The following is a 25,691-nucleotide window of genomic DNA, read 5'->3' as shown; positions in this document are numbered from 1 at the left end:
CTAAAATTAAAGGTGAGAAAGAATCAAAAGTGTTTAATAAGCACGTTTATACTATCACCCAGTGTCTTGACATCAAAAAAATAATAGTAAAGTGTTAGCGCGAGGCATCACTATGATTACAGCAGACGTTATAAAAGAACTAAATTCTTCCGATCTTTCTTTCGTTTCCGGAACCTTGCAGGCTGTGGCGGTCAAAGTCCTCCCCCCTGAAAAGGCTGACAAGCAAAGTTTGATTTTTGTCTCTAAAAAGGAGCAGCTCGAGGCCGCACTGAATGCAGAGGCCCCGATCATCGTTGCGCATAAATCGCTGGCGCTTCCCGCCGACAGTAAAGCCACTTTCTTTCAAACACCGAATGTGCAACTGGCCATGGCCGCCATTCTTCCTTTGTTCGATGGAAAGATGAACCGCTTCAATCAAGAGACGAAAATTCACCCGACAGCCTTCGTTCACCCGACGGCTCACCTGGGAAAAAACGTCGGTGTCGGTCCCTTTGCCGTGATCGGCGAGCAGGCTAAAATCGGCGATGGCTGCACCATTGGCGCACACACCGTTATCGAGTGTTTTGCCGAAATCGGCGATCACACGATTTTGCATCCCCAGGTGTTTATCGGAGCTTATTGCACACTAGGCTCTCATTGTGAAATTCACCCTCATACCACCATTGGCGCCGACGGATTTTCTTTCGCAATGGCAAAAGATGGAACTCACAAAAAGATCCCACAGATCGGCCGCGTGGTGATCGGCAATCACGTCGAACTAGGTGCCAATTGCGCCATCGATCGCGCCGCCTTGACGGAAACACGCATTGGCAACGGTACGAAAATGGATAACTTCTGCCATGTCGCTCACAATGTTGTGATCGGCGACAATTGTGTGATAGCCGCGGGCTTTAAGGTCGCGGGCTCTAGCACCATCGGCAATAACTGCATGTTCGGTGGCGAAGCGGCGATTTCAGATCATATTCATGTCACTGACAAAGTAATGTTAGCCGGCCGTGCCGCCGTCACAAACGACGTCCTTCAACCAGGGGCTTATGGAGGCTACCCACTAGAGCCCTTGCGTGACTCATTAAAAACCCTGGCCAACAAGGCCCACCTGACCCGTATCAGGAAAGACCTGTCCCGCGTGCTGAAACACCTGGGCCTCAAAGACGAAGAATAAGGAGACACATCAATGTCCTATCAGTTTTATAAAGTCCTGCACATGCTGGGCTTCATGATCATGTTTTTTGGTTTCGGAGGACTTCTGATTCCAGCGTTTGCAAAACTCACTTTGACTAAAGGCGCCCGCATCATGGCCTATGCCACACACGGCATCGGTCTGCTTTTCGTTTTAGTCAGCGGCTTCGGCATGGCCGCGCGCTTGGGAATGGTTCAAGGACTTCCAACATGGGTGCAAGCGAAAATTGGAATCTGGCTTCTTCTGGGAGTGGCGATTTCTTTGGTTAAAAGAAAAGGCAACTTCGGTTGGCCCGTGGCGATCCTGCTTTGGATTTTAGGTGGCTCTGCAGCCTATATCGCAATCACGAAACCATTTTAGTTTCCTTGCGTAAATCGAAAAAACAAAAAGCCTTTGGTCCTCACCAAAGGCTTTTTTATTGAGAGAACATTTGCACGGTTTTCCCTTAAAAGCTCAATTCCACCAGCTCACCGAGTTCGTCGGGTCCTGCGCGGCCGCCTCATTAAGAACATCTAAAAGAGCGTCGACCTTTTCGTCCCCAATATTCACTCTTAACTCCGCGCCGGAAATGATCGTAATATCCCAATTCTTTTTAAGAACCGATGGATCTGTGAGCACATCATAAAGAGCATCAAGATTTCCGCCATAGGACTGAGGTAATTTGAAAGCCTGTGCGAAGATTTCATGAATTTGCTCGATTGATTCGACCTGATAGCCATAAATAAGAAGAGTGATTCGGCTTTCATTTTCATAGACGGCGGCCCCTGGTATGGCATCCATGTCCTGAGCCTGAGACGGCAAGCCCCAGAAACTGACCAGCACCCACATCGCCATGACTAACAACGACTTCATACGATCCCCTCAATTTTTATCTGCGGCACTTTAACATTCTTTACGGAAAATCACCGCTGTCATTTTTTTAGACACTAGGATTTACAAGCCCTGCGGATTTCTTCAACTTTATTCAACATTTTAGAGAAATGCGAGCCCTCCCAGTACACCTTCTGGCAATGGGGACACCAATAGAAGGTTTCATACAAAGCATAGGTTTTGCCGTCCACTTTGTCTTTGATCTGTTCGCGGTCCACTTTTTCTATGGGCGTATTACAGATAAAACACCGGGAAAGTGCCTGATCGTCCGGGATAATGTGCAGATTTTTTAGAACTTCTCGCAGTTGGGCTTCAGGATCTTCGCTGACTACGAAGTAACCCTTGTTTTTCGGCAAACGGGCAAAAAAAAGGCGGTCCCTTGTTAAGAGAATCCGCTTTTGGTGGGTCGCGATTTTTAGAAGCTCATCGTCAGCCAAAGATTTGAAGCTCGCCGTATCAAATCCCATCATGCGCAACCAGCGCACCAACCCCAATAAATTTTCATCGACTAAAAAGGCAGGTTTTTCATTCATGGCTTCAAATCGCACGAGACACTGTGTGTGCCTTGAGCGATACGAACCCAGCTTACTTCTTTTCCAGAAAGCTCTGAAGAACTTTCCAAAGAATCAATCATGAGATTCTGCAAAATCAAAACACTGTCTTTTGACTTGATATCGTCTTCGACCAGAATTTGATATTGGATCTTTTTTGTCTCATCGCCGAACTGCATTTGCACAAAACGGCCGATGCTGTCCTCAATAATCAAAGTCATAAAGGCGGCAGACTGCTCTTTCACAAGCTTTTCATTTTCGTAGTAACGACAGTGAAGGCTTTTATATTCCAGAACCGGCATCGCCGCTTGGCAGATACCCGGTAGTGCGAACAAAAATATAGCAAGTGATTTCATAAAAGCCCCCTCCGCCTTCGAAAAACTAGAACATGCTGTACTTAAGGAAACGGCACTCGATGTTGCCGTTAAAAACAAAGTGCTTCTTCGTCGACTTCAGCTTTAAGTCCGAAATCAGATCTTTGTTCCCCGAAAGCACCCACGCATCCCAGCCCTTAAACCGATGTTTCAAGGTAAAACTGAGGTCACGATACACGTCACGAAGATTGTCTTCATCCCCGATACGCGCTCCATAAGGAGGATTGACGATAATCAAACCCTTTTCAACAGGGGGTTCTACTGTCGCTACCGATTCTTTTTTGAACTCGATGACTTGGTCGACACCAGCTCGTTTGGCGTTGTCTTTGGCATTTTTAATCACGCGATTGTCGATGTCGTAGCCGTAGAACTTGAAATCAAGCTCTTCCTTTTCCGCATCCATCGCCTCTTGCACCACTTTTTCCCAGACTTCTTTGTCGTAATTCAACCAGTTTTGGAAACCGAAACGGACACGGTTCAAACCGGGAGCGATATTCAAAGCCATCATCGCCGCTTCGATCAAAAAGGTTCCAGAGCCACACATCAAATCGATGATCGGTGTTTTTTGATCCCATTCTGCAACCTTAATAAGTCCCGCCGCCAAGTTTTCCTTCAAAGGAGCGTCGCCCACCTCTTTACGATAGCCACGCTTAAACAAGCTGTCGCCAGACGTATCGATGGCAATGTTGAATTTATTTTTAATCGCACGCACGTGAATTCTTAAAGCCGGGTTTTCATTGTCAACATCCGGGCGAACTCCGAATTTTTCACGGAATTGATCGACGATAGCATCTTTCACCTTCATCGCCACAAAACGTTGATCGCGCATTTTCGAATCAGAAACGCTGGCATCGATTGAAATAGTCTGTGTCGGTTTAATATACTTGGTGAAATCGTGACGTAGAATCTGATTGTACAATTCTTCAGGTTGGTAAGCGGTGAAATCCAAAACGGGTTTCAAAATACGGCTCGCTAAGCGAGATTGAAGATTGGCTTTATAACAACCTTCCCAATTGCTTTCGAAGAAAACGCCCCCGATGTATTTTCCAGTCACTTGAAGACCAAGATCTTTTAACTCTTGCTCAAGAGGTTCAACGAGGCCACGGGCTGTAGAGGCAAAAAATTGAGGCATAAACGGTTCCTTTCCGTTGGTTAAAGAAACCTAGTCCCTCGCTAGGTTTCCATCTAAATACCGCTGCTTCGGCGTCAGGCCCTGAAGGGCCTTCCGCTAGGCGACCTGTTGGTCATGTTTCGCGATATTGTGGTCCCCCGCCCCCTTCAGGAACGGTCCACTCGATGTTTTCGAATGGGCACTTAATATCACAAGTTTTACAGTGAATACAGTTCGTATAATTAATTTGTAAGTCCTTCTTACCTGCCTCAACTGTGGATGGCACCATCTCATAGACCGAAGCGGGACAGAAATGATTACAAGGTGATTTATACTGCGGCTCACATACCGTACGGCAGATATCGCCGTCCTTAAGAATCAAATGGTTCGGAGAGTCCTCATCATGCATGGTCCCCGTCAAATACACGCTGGAAAGCTTGTCGAAGAAAAGCTGGCCATCGGGCTTGGGCAGCTTGTTATCTTCATGATCCAAGCCATAGGGACCCCAAACATCGATCACCTTTTCAGTTGTGTCAGCGTCGATATGCTCGATCTTCATGAAGTCCTGAAGCCCCCGGCCGCCAGTGATCTCTTGCAAAGCCAATAGAGGCATTGAAGAAAACATGCCTTTGCTCAGGGTTTGATGGAAGTTACGAACCCGGTAAAGATCATCTTTCACATAACTGGATTCAACGCGCTTTTCATAACCTTGAGTGACGGACTCAGAGAACTCTGCGCCCTTCGTCAAACCTTCAAGGATTGTGTCCGCGGCTTGCATGCCCGACTTCATCGCCAAATGGATGCCCTTCAGCTTTTGCACATCCACCATGCTGGCAGAATCACCACAAACCATGAAGCCATCACCATAAAGTTTTGGCATGGAATACCAACCACCCGCAGGCAATGTCTTACCACCATAGGCGATCACTTTGCCGCCTCTAAGCATGTCTTGCAGGAACGGATGAGTTTTCAATTTTTGCAATTCGCGATGTGGGTCCAACAAAGGATCCTCGGAATCAAGGTACGCCACAAGACCGACAATAATTTTATCGCCTGGAAGAGTGTAAATGAAAGTTCCACCGATAGATTTGGAAAGAGGGAAGCCCAAGGTATGAATCACCTGACCTGCTTCAACCGTTCCGGCAGGCATCTGGATAACCTCTTTAACACCCTCTTCATAAACGTCAGGATTTTTTCCAGCGCGAAGGTTCAGTTTCTTTTCCACTTGTTTGAACAAGGATCCGCGAGTTCCTTCTGCGAAGATCGTGACTTTAGATTTTAAAATCAGACCCGGTTCAAAATTCACTTTGGGTTTGCCATTCTTATCGCGGCCTTTATCGCCGGTGCGAACACCGACAATTTTATTGCCTTCATAAAGCGCTTCCACGGCCGCAAAGCCCGGGAAGATATTGATACCTTTTTCTTCACATTTCGTTGCCAACCAACGATTGAACTTGCTTAACGAAATGATGTAGTTGCCTTCATTGTGAAATGGCGGAGGCGTGATCGGAAGTTTGAACGAAAAATCAGAACCCAGATAATAAACCGCATCCTTCTTCACTTCCGAATCAATCGGGCAGCCTTCGTCTTTGAAGTTGGGAATAAGTTCACTCAACGCTTTGGGGTTCAGAACCGCTCCAGAAAAACTGTGAGCGCCGATTTCAGAAGCTTTTTCCAGAACCACGATCATTTGATCTGGAATCTGTTCGCCTTGTTTGCGACCCGCGGAAACGTCTTCATTGTGTTTTTGAATTTGGTTTTGTAGATGAAGTGCGCAAGACAGACCCGCAGCTCCGCCGCCGACGATCAAAACGTCAACGTCCATAGTTTCGCGAGTTACGCCTTCCGGTAGTTCAGTATAGATTGACATAGATACTCCAAAAAATTTCAAAACAAAAAATCAAATGCGCTCAGCTCATCGGCTGTCGCGGGCCTTATTCCTCTGTCGCTTCTTCTTTCACTTCAGCTTGCGGCGACAACTTGCGAACAGGTGTCGTAAGCTGGCTTTGGACTTTGAGGTCTTCTTCATCGCGGCCACCCGGATAAATGCGTTTCTTGGCCTTCTGAGCAATTTCGGCTTCGCGGGCTTCATCATACTGAGACTCCGCAGAGCTTTCCTGAGCAAAGGTTTGGAAACCCGTCAAAGACGTGAGCAGCAATAAAACTAAGAAAACTCGGATCATAGTCCAGCTCCCTGTTAGCGCGCTTTAAGCGCATATTAAAAGCTAATTGAGAAAATTGTCATTGAAATAGTGCAAGATTTCTAGAGTTTAGGCAACTCTTAGCCTACCGGCAGACGGCGATGAAATTTCATCGGGATCTGAGCCCGCACCTTTTCGATGCGCTCTTTCGTAAACGTCGCAAGCACCACACCCGGAGCCCGCTTTTCGACTTGTCCGATGACGCCGCCCCAAGGGTCAATCATCAAAGAATGACCGTAAGTTTCACGTGTACCGCCACGAGTCCCCGTATGAGTGCCACCTTGTGCTGCAGCGACCACATAAGATTGATTCTCAATCGCTCTGGCTCGCAAAAGAATTTCCCAATGCGCCTCACCGGTTTTAACCAGGAAAGCCGCCGGGAGCAAAATAACATCGACTTCTTTTCGCGCGTACTGAGAAAAAAGTTCGGCAAAGCGCACGTCATAACAGATGGCCTCGCCGATCCTCCAACCGTCAACTTCCAAAATATTGGGACGCTGTCCATGACGGAAAACATCAGACTCGCGCAGAGGCTTTTGGCCTTCCAGTTGGATATCGAAAAGATGAAGTTTTTGATAAGTGGCGCGAATTTCCCCCAGAGGGGTAATCAACACCGACGAGTTATAAAGATGACCCTCAACAAAAAGAGGAACCGATCCTAGATGCAAAAAGGTATTATACTTTTTTGCCGATTCTGCGAGAGCTTTTAAGGCCGAATGGTCCAGCGCAAAGCCCTCGATTTTTTCTCCTTCGACCAGTCGCAAGTAAAGGCAGTTTTCAGGGAAGCATACCAGACGCGGTTGAGAATTTTGGAAGGCTTCTTCCAGAAGAGCTTCCATCTGCATAAGATTGGCGTCGACATCGTCAATCGATGTCATCTGCACGGCTGCGACCACCAACTCAGGAGAAGAAGTCATTTTTTACTCCGCAGAATCGATAAGAACATTGGAAGTGCGGGCCTCTTTGACCTCGCGGCAATTCCATTTTGCTTCTTCAAGATTCTTACGAACATTTGATACGAATTCAACGCAAGAGTTCGGATTGAGCCCTGAACCAATCGTTTCGTCCACACCCTGCTTCGTGTAAATCGCGCGGCATTTTGAATCATCGCCCATTTCCACACGCAACGTGCGAACCGTTTTATTGTGCTTGCACAATACCAAAGAATCACCAAGATCTGCGATCGCCAACGACGTGAAAAAAAGAACGATTGTCGTTGCCGAGAACAGTGCTAGTTTGCTTCTTAGTGCTGAGATTTGGTCTCTTTTCAAGCTGCTCTCCTCTTTGAAAGTTTAGGTTAAAACATACTGCTAAACCCAACTTTGATTTTACGCAGCTCAAAGGGATACTAAAACGAAGAGATCTTCGTAAGGACCAAATTTAGACTTTGTCTTAGGAAAACTTTGCCGCCAGGCAAAGCCAGGGTGCTGTCAGGACGACAGCACCTTCAGAGATGACTAAGCTGATTTAGACTTAGTAGCTTTTTTAGAAGTCTTCTTTTCTTTAGAAGCAGCTTCTACCAACTTCACATTTGAGTAGTCGATAAAGCCTTCTTTTTTCAAAAGACCATCTTTTTTGTCATAGTGTGTTTGTACTTTCACACCTTGAACTTGGATTTTCATGTTTTTAGCGTCTACAGACAAAACTGAACCCTTCTTACCTTTGTCAGATCCAGAGATAACTTGTACAGTTGCGCCTTTTTTGATTTTCAATTTCATTTGCGGCCTCTTAATTACTTCTTAGTAGAGATTTTCTTTTTGATTCTCAATTTAACCGCCATAGCTCTTTTTGAAAGCTTAGCGTCGTCAGAATTAAGAATAAAGTTGTCGAAACCGCCCATGTGCTCCATGTCACGGATCGCGCTAGTTGCAATTTGCAATCTCACCATTTGGTTCAAAACACGGCTAAAGATGCGTTTTTTTTGAACATTTGGTTGAGCTGTTGATTTAGTTTTGATGTTGGAGTGAGACACCAAGTTTTTTACAACAGGGCCTTTTCCAGTAATTTCACATTTACTCATACGAAGCTCCTCTAATACAGTCTGGCTACAAGTCTGGGTCAACGCCATCCTTCAAATTAAATAGGGGCGCCGCAAACAAGAAGTAACCATATAAAGTAAAAAGACACTTGATGGCAACTCTTTTTTCTTGTACACACATTAACTCGCTAACCAGGAAATCTAATAAAGAGGATAGTAATGAAAAAGACAACTCGTAGCAAATACCGTCAAGAATTCTCCGGCGACCACGTATTCGATTATAAAGATCCAGCATCTTTGACTCGTTTCATCGGTGACGGTGGTAAAATCACTCCATCTCGCATCTCTAAACTATCAGTAGCTCAACAAAAGAAAGTAGCTGCTGCCGTTAAAAAAGCTCGTAACCTAGCGCTATTGCCTTCTGGTTCAGACGCTTACGACACATTCCACAGAGCTGAAGCAATTTCTCCAGTTCCTTTCGAGATCTAATCCCGATAAGACTGCTGAAATACTAGATTTCCTGTTGGAAAAACAAAAAAGCCGGTGAAAACCGGCTTTTTTTATGCCCCAAATACCTTATTTCCAGACTGCCCGCCGCCTCGATACCATTTAAACGCGGTCCCGTCTTAACTTCTGACTTTCGATTCTAGACTGATATGAGGAATGGCCCCTATTACGCAGGCTCATTTGTGACGCATTTGCTTACCGCCACGGTGGCGGCAAGCTCTATTCGCTAGATTTAAAGGGCCTTCGAAAACATTTAACAATCTATTGGGGAGATGAAGCCTCGATAGCCAACATCCCCTCTAGCTACGCGGGCGTTTCCAGGACACGAAGAGAGTTACGATCATCATGACCATGTAACTTTTACTAGACCATTGATGCAAAGTCGGTCCGGGCACGCCCATAAAGGAAAGCTGATCAAACGGCACTCCCCAATTAAAAAGGCGAATTCCCAGAATCGGCAAAGCGAATAGAATCCAAAACTGCAAAACGGCCGCAAACCAAACGATGTGCTGAAAGCGGGCTCGACGATATTCAAAAGCCAGCAAAGTCGCCGGCAATAAAACAAAAAGAACACCTGCAACCGTGGCCGCCGTCTGACGGTCCGCAATCACCTTAAAAATAGTCATTACTAAAGCGATCACAATCGCCTGGGCCAATAGGTATTTTGAAAAAGCGTTACGTCTCATGTCCAAGAAGTTAGTCCACGACAACAGACAACTCAAGACCTGGAGCATCTCAAAACCAATACACTGCAACTAAAGGCTGCAACAATCCGGCGTTCGCCTTGCACAAGAGGTCCCGCGAGGAACAACTCTTAAAAAGGACACTTATGAAAAACGAAATGACTCTGGAACTTCTTCGCAATCAACTGAAAAACTTTGGATTGAATCCCGCAGAATGGAGTATCTGCCGCTTGCAGGCTTTGAATTTTCTGGTCCAGAACAGAGCAGATGAATCTTTTGCGCTGTATGGGCGGCTTGAGTATCGCAACCGCAAGCCGCAATGGAAATCTTTAGAGGTGTACTCGCTCTAGAAAGCCTCGCAGCGGACCGAGAACAAACTGCGATTGAAAATATCCTGCTCATTGTAAAGTTGATTGGCCTTACGAGGCTCGACGGTCACTTGGGCAGGATCTGTGGCCATCGGCACTTCTTCCCCTGGCAACTTGCCATAGATATTTCGGCGCAGAGTGCTCCAGGCTTCTTCTCCGTTGGCGCGGATATAGATGTTTTTCAGTCGACAGAAGATCGCGATTTCCGCCTCTTGCATCCAACCGAACCTTTCCAGGCCCGGCTCGGGCGGTTTGATCCCCCAGGCCAGACGTACCATCAATTCGATCCCATCGTTCATCGCCGAGCGCACCTCGGTAAGATTGAAAAGCTGCCCCGTACATTCGCTGGAAGCCTTACCGATGTCATCTGCTACTTTTTTAAGCACCATAAAGTACTCGTAGCAAGAACCCGCACTATTGCCGAGCTGGCAGGCCTCTTTAGCGCGAACAATTGTAGGGGGAATCTTGTTCTTTTTCAGCTCTGTAGGAAAGATATTTCCCTTTTGCAGCTCTTGAAAAGTCACCTGCTGCGAATCACACACGGTGTGCGGTGGACTGATCAGCATAAACACGCCAATGCCTACTAATATGGCTAAAAATGCGAGAACCGGTTTAGGAAGCGAATTGATGAAGTTTTCCATGAAAAAAAGAATAGCAATGTCGTGCGTTACTATCTAGTGATTTGACAACAGGGCCACTAATTATTTATTGTCCATTCCTCGTCGGGGAGTAGCGCAGTCTGGTAGCGCATCTGGTTTGGGACCAGAGGGTCGTAGGTTCGAATCCTATCTCCCCGACCATTTTCAAAAACGAACTCTTGTCCGTCTTATCCCAATTATTTACCAGTCAATTCAAATACAGCCACAGAAGAACACCGAAGGTACGAGTTCGTTTAGAGTTAAGAGTGGACCACCACTTTTCTCAAACGCACTTTGCTAAAAAACCTTCAATCAATTCCAAATCACTATCGTATCGCTCAATGATCTTCCGAATGGAAGAGTGATCCCACTTCGAGGCTTCACTTTTTTATCATTTAAATTTTGAGTAATCGCAGAGAGGCCATAGCCAGATTGATGAAGTTGCAAAATATTATGCACAACAATCATCTCTCTGGTTTCCATCAAAAGCTTTCCTTTGAAATGGATGTAACCAAAGGGACTTGTCCCTTTAAATGTTTTAAGAAACTTAATTTCTGAAGCATTTCGTTTGCAGATTTCAACGGACGTGCTTTTTGTAATGCAAACGCGCTTTGCAATTTCTGAATGGAAACAACCTTGGTTCTTTAATGCGATTACGCGTGAGCGAGTTTTCTTCAGCGGTTTAGGCCAAGGAATTAAGTCATGTACAAAAAGTATCTCCATTGTTGCTCCTTCATTTTGCCGAAGAAGCGTACCTTTGATCGGCATCCTAAAAAAGCATCGATTTTTTATCGATGCTTTTTTAGGACACCTTTGGCAAAGAGACTAGTGTTTGCACTGGAAAACCCAGCTTCACTCAAACTGATTTTTCATATACCTTTCGCACATCAAGTACAGCACCGGTAAAACGACCAAAGTCAGAATTGTTGCAGAAAATAATCCTCCAATGACGACACTTGCTAGGGGGCGCTGAACTTCAGCGCCAACACCTGTGGAAAGCATCATCGGGATAAAACCAAAAATAGCAACTAAAGCGGTCATCAAGACGGGTCGAATTCGCAAAGAAGTACCCCGTCGTACAAGCTCAAGTCCACTGAGGCCCTGGCGTTGCAAATCGTTGAAACAGTTCACAAGAACGACACCATTCAAAACTGAAATACCAGAAAGTGCAATGAACCCGATCCCTGCTGAGATACTAAACGGAAGCCCATTAAGTTTAAGGCCCAATACTCCGCCCACCAAGGCAAGCGGAACACCAACAAAAACTAAAATGGTCTGCGCGGCACTTCCAAATGCCCAAAAAACCATCGCCAGAACGAGGAAGAGAGCGACCGGAGCAAAAATCAATAGTCTTGTACGGGCCTCCTGAAGGTTCTGAAAGTTTCCACCCCATTCCATATAATAGCCAGGCGGAAGCTTTAGTTCTTTATCCACTATTGCTTGTGCGTTTTTGACGAAAGTTTCAGTATCTACCCCACGAGGATTAATCATTACGGCTGCTCTGCGCTTTGATTGCTCGCGGTTGATAACTCCATAAGTCTCATCAAACTGTATTGCAGCCACCTGACGAAGTGGGATCGTAGAACGATCGCCGATCTGGACAGGAAGAGTCTTTAATTTTACCAAGTCAGATCGATCTTCCTCATTGAGGCGGACAAGAATCGGAAAGCGTCTCACTCCATCAAATAGAAAACCGGCCTCTTCACCACCTAGAGCAATCTGCACCGTTTCTAAAACTTCGCGCTTTGGCACTCCAAGATTTGCTAGGAGACTCGTATCTGGGCTGATCTTTAGAATAGGCGATGTTCCCTGCATCTCCGCCTCTACGTCACCAGCTCCCGGAACTTTTCGGATAACATCCGCAAGTTTTTGGGTCAACTCAGTCAACTTCTCCATATCGTCACCAAATACTTTTACTGAGATGTCAGCTCTAGTGCCCTCTAACATTTCGTTAAAACGCATTTGAATAGGCTGACTCACAAGCACACGCTGACCGGGAATTTCCTCTTCCAGCCGCTCCACAATATTTTGCGTAACCTCAGACCATGTCTTTGATGTCCCCCTACCCTTAGGCCATAATGAACGATCCTTAAACATCACAAAAGTGTCCGATAGATTTACACCCATCGGATCGGTAGCTACTTCACCAGTACCGATTCGACTAAAAACGGATTCGACCTGAGGAAACTCTTCGATGATTTTTTGAGACTTCCGTTGGAACTCAATGGACTTATCAAGCCCAATATTGACAGGTCGGACGAACTGAATCGTTCTGGAAGCCTCATCCATTTGCGGGACAAACTCTCCCCCGAGAGTTGAAAAAAGGATTCCAGCGACAATTATCGACAGAATACCGACGCCAATCGTAACAAGTCTCTGCCCTAAGAAAAAATTAAGTATAGGACGATAGAATCTCTCTGCCTGCCTCATCAGCCAGGGATCTTTTTCTTTTGCACTTCCCCCAAGCCAAAGGCTTGCAAGAGCAGGAACTGTAGAAAACGACAGAACAAGCGCTGAGCAGACGGCAATGGCGAATGTGGCCGCCATCGGCTTAAACATTTTCCCCTCAATCCCGGCTAGAGCGAGTACTGGAAGGAAAACCACGACAACAATAAGTTCTCCGAAGCCAGCCGCTGTCCGAATTTCAACTGTTGCTTCGTAAACTGTTGATTGAACTTCTTCCTTGGTCAGGCTTCGATTGCGTGATTTTACACCATCATGAATTTTTCGCACACAGTGATCGAGAACAATAACAGCACCATCAACGATGATCCCAAAATCCAGTGCTCCCAGGCTCAAAAGGTTACCAGAAATCCCAAAATACTTCATCGCGATAAAAGTTATAAGAAGCGAAAGTGGAATAACGAATGCCGTGATAACTGCGGCACGAATGTTACCCAGAAGAAGCAAAAGAACAATTATCACAAGGCTCGCACCAAAAAGGAGGTTATGCTCAATCGTCCCTAGAGTCTTATTCACAAGCTCTGAGCGATCATAAAGCACTTTGATCTCCACTCCTTCGGGCAAACCTTTCTTAATCTCCTCAAGGCGCTCAGCTACCCTAATAGAAACATCACGACTATTTTCTCCCATTAGCATGAGAACAGTGCCGAGAACTGCTTCATTAGAACCGATGATCGCTGCACCTGTTCTTAGTTCAGAAGCCAAAGTAACCTTTGCAACATCCTTGATAAGAATAGTCCTTAGTGCATCTAGATTTTTGACTGGAGTATTTTCAATTTCATCTATGTCCGAAAGAAGGCCACTTCCTTGAACTAAAAACTGTTCGCTTGTCTGTTGAATATATCCACCGCCAACATTCTGATTTGTGGCATTGAGGGCTTCAACGATCTCATGAAAACTAATTCCATAGCGAGCAAGTTTCACGGGATCTGGCTGAACATGGTACTGTTTCTCGAAACCGCCAATAGTATTGATTTCGGCAACTCCCGGCACTGTTAAGAGTCGTGGCTTTACATACCACTCCTGGATGGATCTTTCTTCCATCAACTGAGCCAGTCGCTTTTCACCTTTTTCCGGATTCTTAGACTCAATGGAGTAAAAGAAGACCTCTCCCAGCCCTGTGCTAATAGGCCCCAGCTTTGGATGAACACTTTTGGGAAGTTCATTTGAAAGACCTTGTAGGCGCTCGGAGACCATTTGTCGGGCGCGGTAGATATCAGCCCCATCGTTGAAGACAACCGTCACCACTGATAAGCCAAAGCGACTCAATGAGCGAACCTGTCGGACTCCAGCTATTCCAGCCATTGAGTTTTCGACGGGGAATGTAACATTCCTTTCGACTTCTTCAGCAGATAAACCACCTACAGTCGAAAAGACTTGAACCTGTGTATCAGTAATATCTGGAACCGCATCAATTGAAAGGTGGTTAAAGCTATACCATCCCAAGCCCGCAAGAAGTGCGGTCATGAAGAGAACAACGCCCCTATGATAGACAGAGAAGTGAATAATTCGATTTATCATAAATTAATCCGCACAAGCATCAGCTTCGGGTCCAAAAACATCGAGATCAATCACTCGAATTAACCCTGGGTTCTTTGTGACGATACGATCTCCAGGCAAAATATCTTTCGAAGCGAAATGAACAGATGATCCATGGATGATAGGCTCGATTTCCACCATTTTAAACCAACCCGCTCGCTCCCTATATATTGCGGCAAAGTCTTGGAAGTGGACCAATGACGATACCGGAACTACAACCGTTGCTTTGTCAGATACTTTTTGAAACTCAAGTTCCAAATTCTTGAGTGCTTTTTCTGAAAGCTTGAGACCTACTTTTTCGGAAGCTTCAATCACAGCTTTTCCAGGGCCAACTCGCCCTTTTTTTCCTTCTTCTGCTTCTTCTGAGAAACCTTTAATAGTAAAAAGAAGACATGCGACAAGTACTAAATGTTTCATGGTAGTTCCTTTGGAGATGAACCTTTTAAATTCTCGACTGTTGCCCAAGTTAGCATCGCCTGAATTTCGTTCCGGTGAATTTCCTCAATAAGCTCAAATGTAGAGCGGTACATTTCAATGAGAGACGCAGGCGCGATGAGCGATCGATCAAAAAGACGTTCACTCTCTTTAGTGGAACGAACGATCTCCGAAACAGGCTCAGTCTCACTAAGAATCTTTGTTAGGTCCACATACTGTTTTTGAAGAACACTGAACTGACTTACTTGCTGACGTTTCGTTGCTTCATGTGTCGCCTGCGCAGAGTTCATGCGGGCTTTTGCAAGATTTTTTCCTGCGCCGTTTAGATTCCACAATGGAATTGTCAAACCAACTTTTACACCCCAGGACGTCTCGCTTTGTTCTGGATCACGCTCAAAACTCGGTCCAATTCGGAACTCTGGCCAGCCTTCACTTTGAGCTTCCTTTACTTCGGCTTTTGCGAGCTCCAGCTCAGCCATCGAAATTTTGAGTGCCGCCGTTTGTACGCTCGATGTGCCTACGTCCAGGGAAGGCCACTTTTTAAAAGTTTCCACGGAAATATGATCGCTCTTCGTGAGGGGTCTTCCTATAGCTCCCTCAATAAAGGCATTTGTCTTCTGAAAATCTCTTTCGATATTTAGTTGTCTAAATCGCAAAGTCTTTTCAAATGTCGAAAATAAACGGAGTGTGGTTCTTTGTTCAGGCGCAAGAGCTGGCCGAGCCTTCAACTTCCGATTCACTCGATCTAAAATAGAAAGGCTCTCTTTCACAAGATCACTTTCGATTTTGAGCTGCCGAAGTCGAATTAAAGATTCCAAAGCCATATTTGAGGCCTCTATCCGAGTCTCGAGATCCTTTGCAGACAAAAACGAGCTTTCGGCTTGAGCCCGTTCTACTCGAGCGCCTCTCTTCCCTCCGATTTCAAGAGGCTGAAGGAGACTCACTTCGAGTTTTTTCTCTCCGGTAAACTGAAGGCCTGCATCCAATTCAGGATTCGGGATTTGTTTAGCTTTAGCAGTAAGTGCTTGATTTTCTTCCGCTCTGAATGTTAAAGCTTGAATGCTTGGACTTTGCTCCAAAATACATTGATAGGCTTCAAGACCTGACTTGAGAGGCTCGAGACACGCAGCCTGACTTTGAGAAGAAAAGATAAGTGTTAAAATAATTGCTGTATTTTTCATACGGATACTTTGCGGGTTGAGCGACGTGCTTGACGTTCAAAGTCAGATCCATCTTTGGTGCAAGTTTTATTGCCACGTTTTGCGATCTCATCCTTAAACCGCTTCAAATCTTCAGAAAATGTATCGTCTAAATCTGGAATCTCTGCAATAAGCCTATAAAAAGGCTTCACTGCTTTTTCAGAACTCAATCGCTGATAGACCCAGCGACCTTCTTTACGAGAACTCAAAAGTCCTGCGTTTCTTAGAACTTTGAGATGTCTTGAAACATTATACTCTGGTTCTTGTAAGCTATCCGTTAAATCACATAGACAGGCTTCTTCCCTAGGAAGAGTAACCAATATGCGAAGAATTCGCAGTCTTGTTTTATCCGCAATTGCTTGGAGCAGCGCCGTAGGTTCTATATTAATTGAGTGCATACTTGCACCATTATGCAAGTGTGGTAAAAAGTCAAGAAACCGAACCTTAATGAAAACCAAAAAAAGGAGTCTCATTTTGAAAGCTAAACTTATATTAACATCTCTATCTCTTCTCATTTCACTTTCATCTTACGCTCAGGAAAGTGCTGACGTCGTCGCTGCTTGCAAGAAGGCTTGCCCTAAAGCAACAAATAATGAAGAGGCCCACAAATGCGCCGAGAAGAAAGGCAGACTCAATAAAGATTTCAGAAAATCTCAATGCTGGGAAGTAAATGAGAAATATGAGGCTGCACAAGCTAAAGAAAAAGGCGAAGGCGCAGAGACCCACTAGGGAGAATCACGTTGAAACAAACAGTCTTTGATATTCCTCGGATGGATTGCCCATCTGAGGAAAAAATTATTCGCATGGCGCTTGATGGAAATGAAGCTGTTATGAATTTAGACTTCAACCTCAAAAGTCGACAGCTCACTGTTGCGCATGAGGGCGACTCAAGTAAACTTTTAGAGGCTTTAGAGCCTTTGGGGTTTGGAGCGAAGATTTCCAATTCAAGGGAACTTTCGGAAATGGAAGAAGCCTTACTTATCCCAAAAGAAAAGCACGACACCTCGACAGCTTACGAATCGAGAGTCTTGCGACAACTTCTGGCAATTAATGCCATCATGTTCATTGTTGAACTTTCAATAGGACTCTACGCTCAATCGACAGGCTTGATCGCAGATTCTTTAGATATGTTCGCCGATGCCGCGGTCTATGGATTAAGTCTTTATGCCGTGGGAAAGACAATTCAATTAAAGAAGAAAGCTGCTCATCTAAGTGGGTATCTTCAAATTCTTCTTGCGGTCGGTGCGCTAGTGGAGGTCTCACGAAGACTTATTTTTGGAAGCGAGCCCGAAGAATATTTGATGATGTGTGTAGCCGCGATAGCTCTGGTCGCGAATACTATTTGTCTTTGGTTGCTTTCAAAACACCGCGACGGAGAAGTGCATATGAAGGCGAGCTGGATCTTCTCTACCAATGATGTCATTGCAAATTTAGGGGTAATAATAGCTGGCGCTCTTGTTTGGACGTTCCAATCTAACTGGCCCGATCTAATCGTGGGACTTATCATTGCTATCATTGTTCTACGCGGAGGAATCCGAATTCTCAAGATATCCAAAGCAAGTTAACCTAAAACATAAAAAGCTTAGATTTAATAAGAACTAGGACTTTTCCGGCTTTCTTTGACCATTTTGAACTGGATTCTCCGAGGCAAACTGACCGAGATTCTGGTGAAGAGCATTGTCCTTCCCCAGAATCAGCGTTATCAAGATTTCCGGATATTCCGTTATCACAAGATATTCAGCAGGAACGTGTCCGAAATAGAGAGTCGACCGATAACCAAATGTAGTCAGCTCAAAAGAGTCTGATGAACTTTCAGAAATTGCTCTGTATGAATGCAAATTTGGAAGCTCTACATGCTTCGCAATTTGAATCTTCAAATCATCTAACGAAATTTTGTTAACAAAGTTCTCTCGAAGCCGCTCGAAATACGATGAAGGTGATAAATCGCCATTTTGAACCTGATATAAATGCTGCCGAATCATGACACTCGCAACGAAGCGAATGAGCAAAGGCTTTGCCTCTTCTTTGTGAACCTCGAGAGTTACTTTCTCATTTCCACTTTGTACCACCATATCCGGCAACTGAAATTTTTTGTATTTAAAGAATTGGTCAGCGAACGTATCACATTCAGTAAAAAGGCCTTCACAATCCTCGCACACGATATCGGCCACTGTATCTGACTGCGCACGCACCACGACCTTATTCTTAACATCAACTTTAATAAGCTTTCCATTTTGCTTGATGGCTGCAAGCATCCACCGAGGTAAGATGTGGCTATTTGTTTTTAAATGCGGGACCTGCTTTAGGCACAACGGACATGCGATCATTTAGTCTTCTTTAGGTTGTAAGTTCCTGTTGTCTTCTGATCAGTCCAATAGTTACCCTCCAGAGCAAGAGCTGGAGTCCGACTCAAGACAAGTCTTACGGTTCCATAACTGATAGGACTTCGATCACGAACAGTAGCCTTGGGCTCACTTACATACGAGTAGGTAAAGTGAATGAGGCCATCGTCCGATACTTCAAACATTTCCCCAAACGAACGACTCGTAGACTCATCCGATTTTCGCACTACTTTGATGGTATGAATATCCGGCTGACAAATTTCGACTTCAACCTTTCCATTCAAACGATCACTCGGAGTATTAGAATTGCCAGTTGAATTGAACTGGCCTTTCCACTTCCCCTCGAGATTAGGAACTTTGTGAAGCCTTTCTAATATTTTGAACAGCTTCCACTTCCAAGCCCATTTCACGAAAAGTAGCCTTACAATTACAGTCCAAGAAATTGCGCTTGAAATTAAGGACACAAGATCTTTTGAAAAATCGGAACCCTTAAACACTGCCATTAATCCAAAAATAATAATGGCAAGACCCGCGGTGACTTTTACGTCCATCTGAGATTTCATCACTTAAGTCCTTGAAAGTACCGGTAAGCATCACAAATAAACGTGTGAACCTCATCGAACTTCCATCCTTGATGCGAACCAAAAAGCTTCTTTCGTTCATTCACTTCATTCCAATGGGCAACAGTGTTCAGATCAGAAGTTTGTTGGACCAAGAAAATCAAACAGTCTTCTGTCATTTTGACATATGATTCGTCATCGTAGATATAGTCTGGAATATTGTACGCAAGACAGGCCAAAAGATAAGATGCAGCAGAATCTGCTGAATCATAACCTTGTTCTTTCATTTCACAGCGAAGGTTCTTAAAAATTCGCGTGATCGCTTTATAGCGTTTTCCTGTAGTCTCATTTTTTTTCACACCATTATCATAGTCTTGTTTGGGCCAGTTATAGATAACCTGCCCATCTTTCGATTTTAAGGCTACGCCTTCATGATAACTAAAATCAGCATGGTAATGTCGATGAACAGCGTGAGGAACTACGTCAGCATCTACCCTGACCGTATTTGCATGTACTTGGATCGCCTTATTGCCAATAGTAACTTGACCAGAGCCAAAATAGTTAACAATTGCTGCAGCGATATCTGCCTTAAAATGCTCGTAAATGTATGTGGCTGTGACAAATCCGAAGGTTTGAGGCGTGGTGCCCTCTGGATAAATATTGTAATAAAGAGTATTTAAACGAACTACGACATCAACGTCGCTGTCTGAAGGAATATTGGTCCGGTTTGCATAAGAGCCTTTGGCAAAAACAGAAATGTCCATCTTGGACAGTTTTTCGTCTGCATCAATCGCTGCTTTAATCATACGGACAGCGCGATCACATTTCTCTATTTCCGATTCACTTGGGGACTGAGCCCATTTTCTTAATTTTTGCTCCAGTTTATCTGTCGAACTTCTATTTTCAAAAAGGCTGCCAAATGCGCCTGACCAAGTCGATTCTGCCATTTTCCCTCCGGCTAATCTAAAAAGACACACACTTGAGCCCTTCGAACCCATTCCAGAAGACTCAGAAATTAAAACTTGAGTCTGATTTGCATTTCGTCAAGTTTTCACCATGGAAATACTCATATTTCTTGCTTCCATGGCCAATTTCACAGGTTCTTTAACCAACTCCGGCAACTAGCGCTTCAGCGACTTAGAATTCGTCTTTCCATTATCTTGAAGCTTTATTTCAAGGAATCTCGGTGATCCCCACGTCTCTGTGCGTGATTCATAGAGAATCCTCGCTTGAGCCCGCCAAATGGCTCTTTGAATGCCCTCCATGTTGTACATCCCCGTAAGCCCCGCAATGACTGTCGCGCTCCAAAAAATTAGCCCAGATAGGTTCATATATGTTCTCCTTTAATGACAATTTTCTTTGATTCAAACCTTGCCACGATCTTTTTAACCGCCTTGTTATGCCAAGCCTTGGCCTTACGAGGCTTGAGCTTCTTCGCATTTAAGTAACGGGTTATTTCATTGGCATCCACGCCCTGTTTCCATTGGCGATGGATCTTAAGTAAGACGTCGTACTCGATGGGGTTCTTCACAAGGTCACCCTGGAAGTAACAATAACCAAAAGGTGGCGGCGCTTTTGTCTTCCGAATGCGCCAGCGAGCAACCTCTTTCGGGGTCGGATCTTTAGGGCGCAGTTCCACACCGGCCTTCTGCAACTCGGTTCTTACTTTGGTTTTTGAAAGATTCAACTCTTTGCCTATATCGCGGAGGGACAAGCCATTTTCATAAAGTTGGGCAATTTCGGCTGAAATGTCGGCCTTTTTATTGAACTGTTTCTCAATGATTTCATGCACTTGGACGAGTGCGTTTAGAGTTAAGCTATGGCGACCAATTTTTAAAAAAGCCGAGTGCCATCACAGATGTCAGTCGGCTTTTTTCGTTTTGGGACTTTGAAGTGGTCTTTCGATAATACGACCCAGCCCCTTCGCTAGACAACGTTCTAGTCAAAAAGCTCTTCAAAGAAGGATTTTCTTTTCTTGTACGCTTTGTGTCCGTACGGATTTGAAGGCACATAGACCTCTTGTGAAGCTTGTGAACGCTTTTCTTCTTCCTGGGATCTGTCTAAAATTTTATCCAACTCGCCTTTGTCCAGCCAGATGCCTCGGCATTCGGGACAGTAGTCGATTTCGACACCTTTTCTCTCGCTCATGACCAGATCTTTATCTTTGCAGTGCGGGCATTTCATAAGACCTCTCTTTCTTCCAAACCAAATTAGCAAAGTTCACTTCATTCAGATAATAGATAATTGCTAACAAAGTCTTCGCTTTTATGAATGAAAGGAAGATCCATCTAAGAGGCCTTTTTCAAGGCCTCCTTTTCCTGTATTAAATCATCAACAACCGATGGGTCTGCCAATGTCGAAGTGTCTCCAAGGCCATCCAGATTTCCTTCGGCGATTTTTCGTAGAATCCGCCGCATGATTTTGCCTGATCGAGTCTTCGGCAACCTCGGAGCCCACTGCACCACTTCGGGAGCAGCAAAAGCACCGATCTCTTTGCGCACCCATTGCACAAGTTCTTTGCGTAACTTCTCAGAGTACTCTTGCCCTTCTTTCAAAGTGACATAGGCATAAATCGCCTGCCCTTTGATATCGTGAGGCACACCAACAACAGCCGCTTCTGCGACAGCGTTGTGAGCAACAAAGGCGCTTTCAACTTCCGCTGTCCCGATGCGATGCCCACTGACATTGATTACATCATCCACCCGACCTGTGATCCAATAGTCACCCTCGGCATCACGACGGCAACCATCTCCGGTAAAATAGTAACCTGGATACGTCGAAAAATAGGTTTCTTCAAAGCGCTCGTGAGCACCATAGATTGTCGTCATCTGCCCTGGCCACGAATCCTCAAGAACCAGAACGCCTTCGCCGGGACCGTCTATTTCCTTCCCCTCCGGAGTCAGAATTTTGGGTTTTATCCCGAAGAACGGCAAACTGGCAGAGCCAGGCTTCATTCCCGACACTCCGGGCAAAGGCGCAATAAGAACCCCGCCGGTTTCGGTTTGCCACCAGGTATCCACAATAGGGCAACGGCCTTCGCCAACCACCAGATGATACCACTTCCAAGCCTCCGGATTAATGGGTTCCCCCACCGATCCTAAAAGTCGCAATGAACTTCGATCAGTTCGGAAAACGTGTTGATCCCCTTCTTTCATCAAAGCGCGAATTGCTGTTGGCGCCGTATAGAAAATCGTGACTGAATGCTTGTCGATGACCTCCCAAAATCTGGAAGGTGTCGGATAAGTGGGGACTCCTTCAAACATCAACGTGGTCGCGCCGTTACTTAAAGGCCCATAAAGAAGGTAGCTGTGTCCCGTCACCCAACCAATATCCGCCGAACACCAATAGACGTCATCATCCTTTAAATCAAAGGCATATCGATGAGTCACGCTGGCATAGACCAGATAACCACCGGTGGAGTGTAAAACTCCCTTGGGCTTATTCGTCGATCCCGACGTGTAAAGAATAAAAAGAGGATCTTCCGAATTCATTCTTTCCGGAGGACAATAAGTATCCACGTCGCGGGAAAACTCATGATACCAAAGATCCCGATCACTCTGCATCGAAACGGCAATCTGGGAGTTCTGAACTACCAGAACTCTTTCAACACCCGGAGTCTTTTGAAGAGCCACATCCATGTTATCTTTCAAGGGAACATCTTTTCCGCCGCGATACCCGCCATCAGCAGTAATGACGAATCGGGCTTCGCAATCATTGATGCGATCAGAAATGGCATCAGGAGAAAACCCCGCAAAAATAACCGAATGAATAGCCCCGATACGGGCGCACGCAAGCATCGCGTAAGCGCTTTCAAGAATCATGGGCATATAGATCACAACACGATCCCCTTTTTCTACTCCCATCTTCTTCAAGGTGTTGGCAAAGACATTCACCTTGTCATAAAGCTCCAGATACGTGACCCGAATACTTTCTTTTTGAGGATTGTCGGGCTCCCAGATCAACGCCACTTTATTGCCATTTTTATGCAGATGATGATCAATGCAGTTGTACGCCACATTGAGTTCTCCACCCACAAACCAACTGACTCGCACAGGCTTATGGAAAGAGGTGTCTTTCAAGCGTCTCCACTTTTTAAACCACGCCACGCTTTCGGCTTGCTCCGCCCAAAAAGACTCCGGATCAGAAATGGAGTGCTCATACATGGATTGATACTTTTCATAATTCAAGTTGGCTTCTGAAGAAAATGCAGCGGGAACAGAAACCACTTCACGCAAGTGATTCGATGTTTTCATATCTCCCCCTAAGCCGCCTCGTCTTTAGAAAACCACTTCGTATCCCGCTTTTCCTTGATATAAAAGAAGCCTATCACGGCGGTCACCAGGGCAATGCCAATCGGATAAATCAGACCCGCAAAGTGATTGCCTGTCGTGGCCACAAGGGCTGTACCAATAAAAGGGACCAAGCCGCCGAACACACCGTTACCGATGTGGTATGGAAGAGACATCGACGTGTAACGAATAGACGTGGGGAAGAGTTCCACTAAGAAGGCCGCGATCGGACCATAAACCATCGTCACAAAAATAACTTGAATAAAAACCAGAACCGTCAACATTACGACATTAGGATGAGGTGACCCCGCCTCGGGTGTCCAACCGGAGAAATGCTCCATGGCCTTATAAAGTGGCAAGTAACTTAAAGCCGCAATCACCATTCCTGACAACATGATTTTCTTTCGTCCTATTTTGTCAGACAAAGCTCCGAAAAATATGAAGAACGGAGTTCCCAGCAACAACGCAACAGCAATGATGGAATTTGCTACGACGAAGTCGACTTTTAAAACTGTCTGCAGATAATAAAGAGCATAGAATTGTCCGGTGTACCACACCACGCCCTGCCCTGCGGTTGCTCCGAACAAGGCAAGAATCACCATGCGACGATTCTCTGGATTTAAAAAGCTGTCACGCAAAGGCGATTTCGAAGCCTTCCCGCTGGCCTTCATCTCTTGAAAAACCGGAGACTCACTCATGCGTTTGCGAATGAAGTAGCTGAATATCACCAAAGCGACAGAAAGAATAAACGGAATTCGCCAACCCCATTCGGCAAAGGCGGCTTCGCCTAAGGACATTCGCGTGGTAAGAATCACGCCCAACGAAATAAACAATCCCAGTGTGGCCGTCGTCTGAATAAAGCTGGTGTAAAATCCTCTTTGACCATCGGGGCTATGTTCCGCCACGTAGGTCGCTGCGCCACCGTACTCTCCACCCAGTGCCAGTCCTTGAAGAAGACGTAGAATTAGAAGTCCCACGGGAGCCAACATTCCCACCTGCTCGTAGGTCGGCAAAAGACCAATCGCCGTTGTCGCTCCTCCCATAATAAGAAGAGTCACCATAAAAGCGTACTTACGCCCGACGACGTCACCAATACGCCCGAAAAGCAAGGCTCCGAAAGGTCTTACAATAAAACCTGTTGCAAATGTCGCCAGCGTACTCAGAAGAGCTACAGTTTCATGGCCCTTCGGAAAAAACAAAGTGGAGATGATAGTTGCAAGTGACCCGAAAATATAAAAGTCATACCACTCGATCAGAGTTCCCGCACTTGAGGCGCTAATCACCTTCCAGATATTATTCGTCGATGCCGACGAGGGCTGTGAAACGGATGCCATAAACGTACCCCTTCCGTAGGTTAATCTCTCTAGAGCAAATGCTCCACATTCATAATCTCACTGCTTTGGGGTGTAAAAAATTAAAATTCGCTTAGAAGGAAAATCTTGATTTAATAAACGCCAGGCGCTTTCTCCTATTTCAAAAGTGCTCAGAATGAGATTCGGAAAATCTAAGACTACCTCAAAAGAGATTTCGGAGTTCTAAGGTTGAATGAAATATTACTGGTGAATAAAAACGACTTCTCGAACTCAACAAGAAAAAAGATAAGCACCAACGCTTGAAGAAAATATTCCGTGCGTTTCAGCAAATGAGTTTCCTTAAGAGTCTTTGGCTTTTTTCTAAGAAAAGTCTAAGATGACCCGCGGAGGTCCACCATGAATCAAGTCTTTTGGCGGCGTTTCATTGCACTGGTATTCTGTTACCTGCTTCACCCAACTCTAGCTTTAGCAGCTAGCTTTGACAGTGATACCGGCATTTCCAAAGAACAGCTGACAAATTCCCTGGCTAAAAACACGGATCTCAGTAAAGAACAAATTGACGCACTGGTTGAGACACTGCGCCAACAGTTTGGCATCAAGCCAGAACAGAAAATTCCTATTCAGGGTTACCTTTACTCTTCCGGCATGAATTGGGCCTTATTGATCGATCATGATACCTGGCTATTTGATGCTACGATCCGAGATCCTAACACCAGGGAACTTGTCGACCTGAAAGACCTTTTTCTGTGCGACTTTCACAATGGCGGTTTTAAATTCGAAGTGGCCTACAAGTGGATGTTTACGTTCATACCAAGTGGCGTGAACGTCGATGAACTGCATGGGGGCATTTACGGAAGAGGCCTTGGCTTAGTTGCCGATGCTCTTTTGGGATTGGAAGGTTCCTGGCTTCCGGCAAAAAACAGAAAACATGATATATTTCATGTCGCCATCAAGGTCGGCTTAGGCGGAGGTCTGGTCTTCCCAAAAATGGAGTTTAAATTGCGACAAATCAATGACGACACCAAAACAGCGTTACTTCGATTGAGAAAGTAAAGTGCCTGACGACACTGCGGAAGAAGTGCGATTTAAC

31 protein-coding genes and 1 tRNA gene are annotated in these 25,691 nt (G+C 45.3%); 8 read left to right on the top strand and 24 right to left on the bottom strand.

Annotated elements, in window-relative coordinates:
* Positions 1-112 precede the first annotated feature (112 nt).
* Together lpxD and OM95_RS15755 are read left to right on the top strand one after the other, a co-directional pair.
* Complete coding sequence (gene lpxD, locus OM95_RS15760) at positions 113-1,162, top strand: UDP-3-O-(3-hydroxymyristoyl)glucosamine N-acyltransferase (protein WP_041875897.1); 1,050 nt, start codon at positions 113-115, stop codon at positions 1,160-1,162.
* 12 nt (positions 1,163-1,174) lie between these two features.
* Entirely contained in the window at positions 1,175-1,540 is a 366-nt protein-coding gene (locus OM95_RS15755; RefSeq protein WP_041875895.1) for a hypothetical protein, read from the top strand.
* 93 nt (positions 1,541-1,633) lie between these two features.
* On the opposite strand, the gene OM95_RS15750 is transcribed toward OM95_RS15755, so the two are convergent.
* The 10 genes from OM95_RS15750 to rpmB all read right to left on the bottom strand — a co-directional run bounded on the left by OM95_RS15750 (position 1,634) and on the right by rpmB (position 8,307).
* The gene (locus OM95_RS15750; protein WP_041875892.1) at positions 1,634-2,032 is read right to left on the bottom strand and encodes a barstar family protein; all 399 of its coding nucleotides are present in this window, start codon (positions 2,030-2,032) and stop codon (positions 1,634-1,636) included.
* A 74-nt stretch (positions 2,033-2,106) separates the two neighbouring features.
* On the bottom strand, positions 2,107-2,583 hold the full coding sequence (locus OM95_RS15745; RefSeq protein ID WP_041875890.1) for a Mut7-C RNAse domain-containing protein: 477 nt from the start codon (positions 2,581-2,583) through the stop codon (positions 2,107-2,109).
* Complete coding sequence (locus tag OM95_RS15740) at positions 2,580-2,957, bottom strand: hypothetical protein (RefSeq protein WP_041875888.1); 378 nt, start codon at positions 2,955-2,957, stop codon at positions 2,580-2,582. Before OM95_RS15740 ends, OM95_RS15745 begins: the two co-directional genes overlap by 4 nt.
* 25 nt (positions 2,958-2,982) lie before the next feature.
* The gene (locus OM95_RS15735) at positions 2,983-4,107 is read right to left on the bottom strand and encodes a THUMP domain-containing protein (RefSeq protein ID WP_041875887.1); all 1,125 of its coding nucleotides are present in this window, start codon (positions 4,105-4,107) and stop codon (positions 2,983-2,985) included.
* Positions 4,108-4,219: 112 nt separating this feature from the next.
* Positions 4,220-5,956: an electron transfer flavoprotein-ubiquinone oxidoreductase gene (locus OM95_RS15730; RefSeq protein WP_041875884.1), complete on the bottom strand. Its 1,737-nt coding sequence runs from the start codon at positions 5,954-5,956 to the stop codon at positions 4,220-4,222.
* A gap of 64 nt (positions 5,957-6,020) precedes the next feature.
* On the bottom strand, positions 6,021-6,269 hold the full coding sequence (locus tag OM95_RS15725; RefSeq protein WP_041875878.1) for a hypothetical protein: 249 nt from the start codon (positions 6,267-6,269) through the stop codon (positions 6,021-6,023).
* Between the two features lie 98 nt (positions 6,270-6,367).
* On the bottom strand, positions 6,368-7,204 hold the full coding sequence (locus tag OM95_RS15720; RefSeq protein ID WP_041875876.1) for a carbon-nitrogen hydrolase family protein: 837 nt from the start codon (positions 7,202-7,204) through the stop codon (positions 6,368-6,370).
* A gap of 3 nt (positions 7,205-7,207) precedes the next feature.
* Complete coding sequence (locus OM95_RS15715; protein WP_041875872.1) at positions 7,208-7,558, bottom strand: hypothetical protein; 351 nt, start codon at positions 7,556-7,558, stop codon at positions 7,208-7,210.
* Between the two features lie 186 nt (positions 7,559-7,744).
* On the bottom strand, positions 7,745-8,005 hold the full coding sequence (locus OM95_RS15710; protein ID WP_041875866.1) for a KOW motif domain-containing protein: 261 nt from the start codon (positions 8,003-8,005) through the stop codon (positions 7,745-7,747).
* 14 nt (positions 8,006-8,019) lie between these two features.
* On the bottom strand, positions 8,020-8,307 hold the full coding sequence (rpmB, locus tag OM95_RS15705) for a 50S ribosomal protein L28 (RefSeq protein ID WP_041875865.1): 288 nt from the start codon (positions 8,305-8,307) through the stop codon (positions 8,020-8,022).
* Between the two features lie 177 nt (positions 8,308-8,484).
* On the opposite strand from rpmB, the gene rpsR reads away from it, so the two are divergent.
* On the top strand, positions 8,485-8,754 hold the full coding sequence (gene rpsR, locus OM95_RS15700) for a 30S ribosomal protein S18 (protein WP_063208708.1): 270 nt from the start codon (positions 8,485-8,487) through the stop codon (positions 8,752-8,754).
* A gap of 317 nt (positions 8,755-9,071) precedes the next feature.
* Here rpsR and OM95_RS15695 read toward each other — a convergent pair whose 3' ends face one another.
* The gene (locus OM95_RS15695; protein WP_291516622.1) at positions 9,072-9,458 is read right to left on the bottom strand and encodes a hypothetical protein; all 387 of its coding nucleotides are present in this window, start codon (positions 9,456-9,458) and stop codon (positions 9,072-9,074) included.
* 143 nt (positions 9,459-9,601) lie between these two features.
* On the opposite strand from OM95_RS15695, the gene OM95_RS15690 reads away from it, so the two are divergent.
* Positions 9,602-9,805: a hypothetical protein gene (locus tag OM95_RS15690; protein ID WP_041875861.1), complete on the top strand. Its 204-nt coding sequence runs from the start codon at positions 9,602-9,604 to the stop codon at positions 9,803-9,805.
* Here the strand turns inward: OM95_RS15690 and OM95_RS15685 are convergent.
* Positions 9,802-10,464, bottom strand: coding sequence for a hypothetical protein (locus OM95_RS15685; protein WP_041875858.1), 663 nt, complete (start codon positions 10,462-10,464; stop codon positions 9,802-9,804). The genes OM95_RS15690 and OM95_RS15685 overlap by 4 nt on opposite strands.
* 82 nt (positions 10,465-10,546) lie before the next feature.
* On the opposite strand from OM95_RS15685, the gene OM95_RS15680 reads away from it, so the two are divergent.
* Positions 10,547-10,623: transfer RNA gene (locus OM95_RS15680), tRNA-Pro, on the top strand.
* A gap of 150 nt (positions 10,624-10,773) precedes the next feature.
* Here the strand turns inward: OM95_RS15680 and OM95_RS15675 are convergent.
* The 5 genes from OM95_RS15675 to OM95_RS17440 all read right to left on the bottom strand — a co-directional run bounded on the left by OM95_RS15675 (position 10,774) and on the right by OM95_RS17440 (position 16,495).
* Positions 10,774-11,184, bottom strand: coding sequence for a hypothetical protein (locus tag OM95_RS15675; RefSeq protein WP_041875857.1), 411 nt, complete (start codon positions 11,182-11,184; stop codon positions 10,774-10,776).
* 129 nt (positions 11,185-11,313) lie between these two features.
* Positions 11,314-14,445 (bottom strand): CusA/CzcA family heavy metal efflux RND transporter, encoded by a 3,132-nt coding sequence (locus OM95_RS15670; RefSeq protein WP_041875855.1) that lies wholly within the window; start codon positions 14,443-14,445, stop codon positions 11,314-11,316.
* Between the two features lie 3 nt (positions 14,446-14,448).
* A complete protein-coding gene (locus OM95_RS15665; protein WP_041875853.1) occupies positions 14,449-14,880 on the bottom strand; it encodes a hypothetical protein in 432 nt (143 codons plus the stop codon).
* Positions 14,877-16,079 (bottom strand): TolC family protein, encoded by a 1,203-nt coding sequence (locus OM95_RS15660; protein WP_041875851.1) that lies wholly within the window; start codon positions 16,077-16,079, stop codon positions 14,877-14,879. The genes OM95_RS15665 and OM95_RS15660 overlap by 4 nt, the downstream gene beginning before the upstream one ends.
* Complete coding sequence (locus OM95_RS17440; RefSeq protein ID WP_291516620.1) at positions 16,076-16,495, bottom strand: metalloregulator ArsR/SmtB family transcription factor; 420 nt, start codon at positions 16,493-16,495, stop codon at positions 16,076-16,078. Before OM95_RS17440 ends, OM95_RS15660 begins: the two co-directional genes overlap by 4 nt.
* Positions 16,496-16,571: 76 nt before the next feature.
* Here OM95_RS17440 and OM95_RS15650 point away from each other — a divergent pair, with 76 nt between their 5' ends.
* Positions 16,572-16,826 (top strand): hypothetical protein, encoded by a 255-nt coding sequence (locus tag OM95_RS15650; RefSeq protein WP_041875849.1) that lies wholly within the window; start codon positions 16,572-16,574, stop codon positions 16,824-16,826.
* Positions 16,827-16,837: 11 nt separating this feature from the next.
* On the top strand, positions 16,838-17,662 hold the full coding sequence (locus OM95_RS15645; RefSeq protein WP_291516618.1) for a cation transporter: 825 nt from the start codon (positions 16,838-16,840) through the stop codon (positions 17,660-17,662).
* Between the two features lie 33 nt (positions 17,663-17,695).
* On the opposite strand, the gene OM95_RS15640 is transcribed toward OM95_RS15645, so the two are convergent.
* The 7 genes from OM95_RS15640 to OM95_RS15605 form a co-directional block, all read right to left on the bottom strand.
* A complete protein-coding gene (locus OM95_RS15640; protein ID WP_291516616.1) occupies positions 17,696-18,352 on the bottom strand; it encodes a hypothetical protein in 657 nt (218 codons plus the stop codon).
* Between the two features lie 68 nt (positions 18,353-18,420).
* Positions 18,421-19,002 (bottom strand): hypothetical protein, encoded by a 582-nt coding sequence (locus tag OM95_RS17435; RefSeq protein WP_291516614.1) that lies wholly within the window; start codon positions 19,000-19,002, stop codon positions 18,421-18,423.
* Positions 19,002-19,946: a nucleotidyltransferase gene (locus OM95_RS15630; RefSeq protein ID WP_041875844.1), complete on the bottom strand. Its 945-nt coding sequence runs from the start codon at positions 19,944-19,946 to the stop codon at positions 19,002-19,004. Before OM95_RS15630 ends, OM95_RS17435 begins: the two co-directional genes overlap by 1 nt.
* Positions 19,947-20,326: 380 nt before the next feature.
* A complete protein-coding gene (locus tag OM95_RS15620; protein WP_041875840.1) occupies positions 20,327-20,791 on the bottom strand; it encodes a helix-turn-helix domain-containing protein in 465 nt (154 codons plus the stop codon).
* Positions 20,792-20,937: 146 nt separating this feature from the next.
* Positions 20,938-21,183 carry a zf-TFIIB domain-containing protein gene (locus OM95_RS15615; protein WP_041875837.1) on the bottom strand — a complete coding sequence of 82 codons (246 nt, stop codon included), beginning with the start codon at positions 21,181-21,183 and terminating at the stop codon, positions 20,938-20,940.
* Positions 21,184-21,287: 104 nt separating this feature from the next.
* Positions 21,288-23,252 carry an acetate--CoA ligase gene (gene acs, locus OM95_RS15610; protein WP_041875834.1) on the bottom strand — a complete coding sequence of 655 codons (1,965 nt, stop codon included), beginning with the start codon at positions 23,250-23,252 and terminating at the stop codon, positions 21,288-21,290.
* An 8-nt stretch (positions 23,253-23,260) separates the two neighbouring features.
* Positions 23,261-24,622 carry an MFS transporter gene (locus OM95_RS15605; RefSeq protein WP_041875832.1) on the bottom strand — a complete coding sequence of 454 codons (1,362 nt, stop codon included), beginning with the start codon at positions 24,620-24,622 and terminating at the stop codon, positions 23,261-23,263.
* 375 nt (positions 24,623-24,997) lie between these two features.
* On the opposite strand from OM95_RS15605, the gene OM95_RS15600 reads away from it, so the two are divergent.
* Positions 24,998-25,654 carry a hypothetical protein gene (locus OM95_RS15600; RefSeq protein ID WP_291516612.1) on the top strand — a complete coding sequence of 219 codons (657 nt, stop codon included), beginning with the start codon at positions 24,998-25,000 and terminating at the stop codon, positions 25,652-25,654.
* Positions 25,655-25,691 lie beyond the last annotated feature (37 nt).

It is taken from the genome of Bdellovibrio sp. ArHS (assembly GCF_000786105.1).
Lineage (GTDB): Bacteria > Bdellovibrionota > Bdellovibrionia > Bdellovibrionales > Bdellovibrionaceae > Bdellovibrio.
This window is presented reverse-complemented; position numbering and strand designations above follow the sequence as displayed.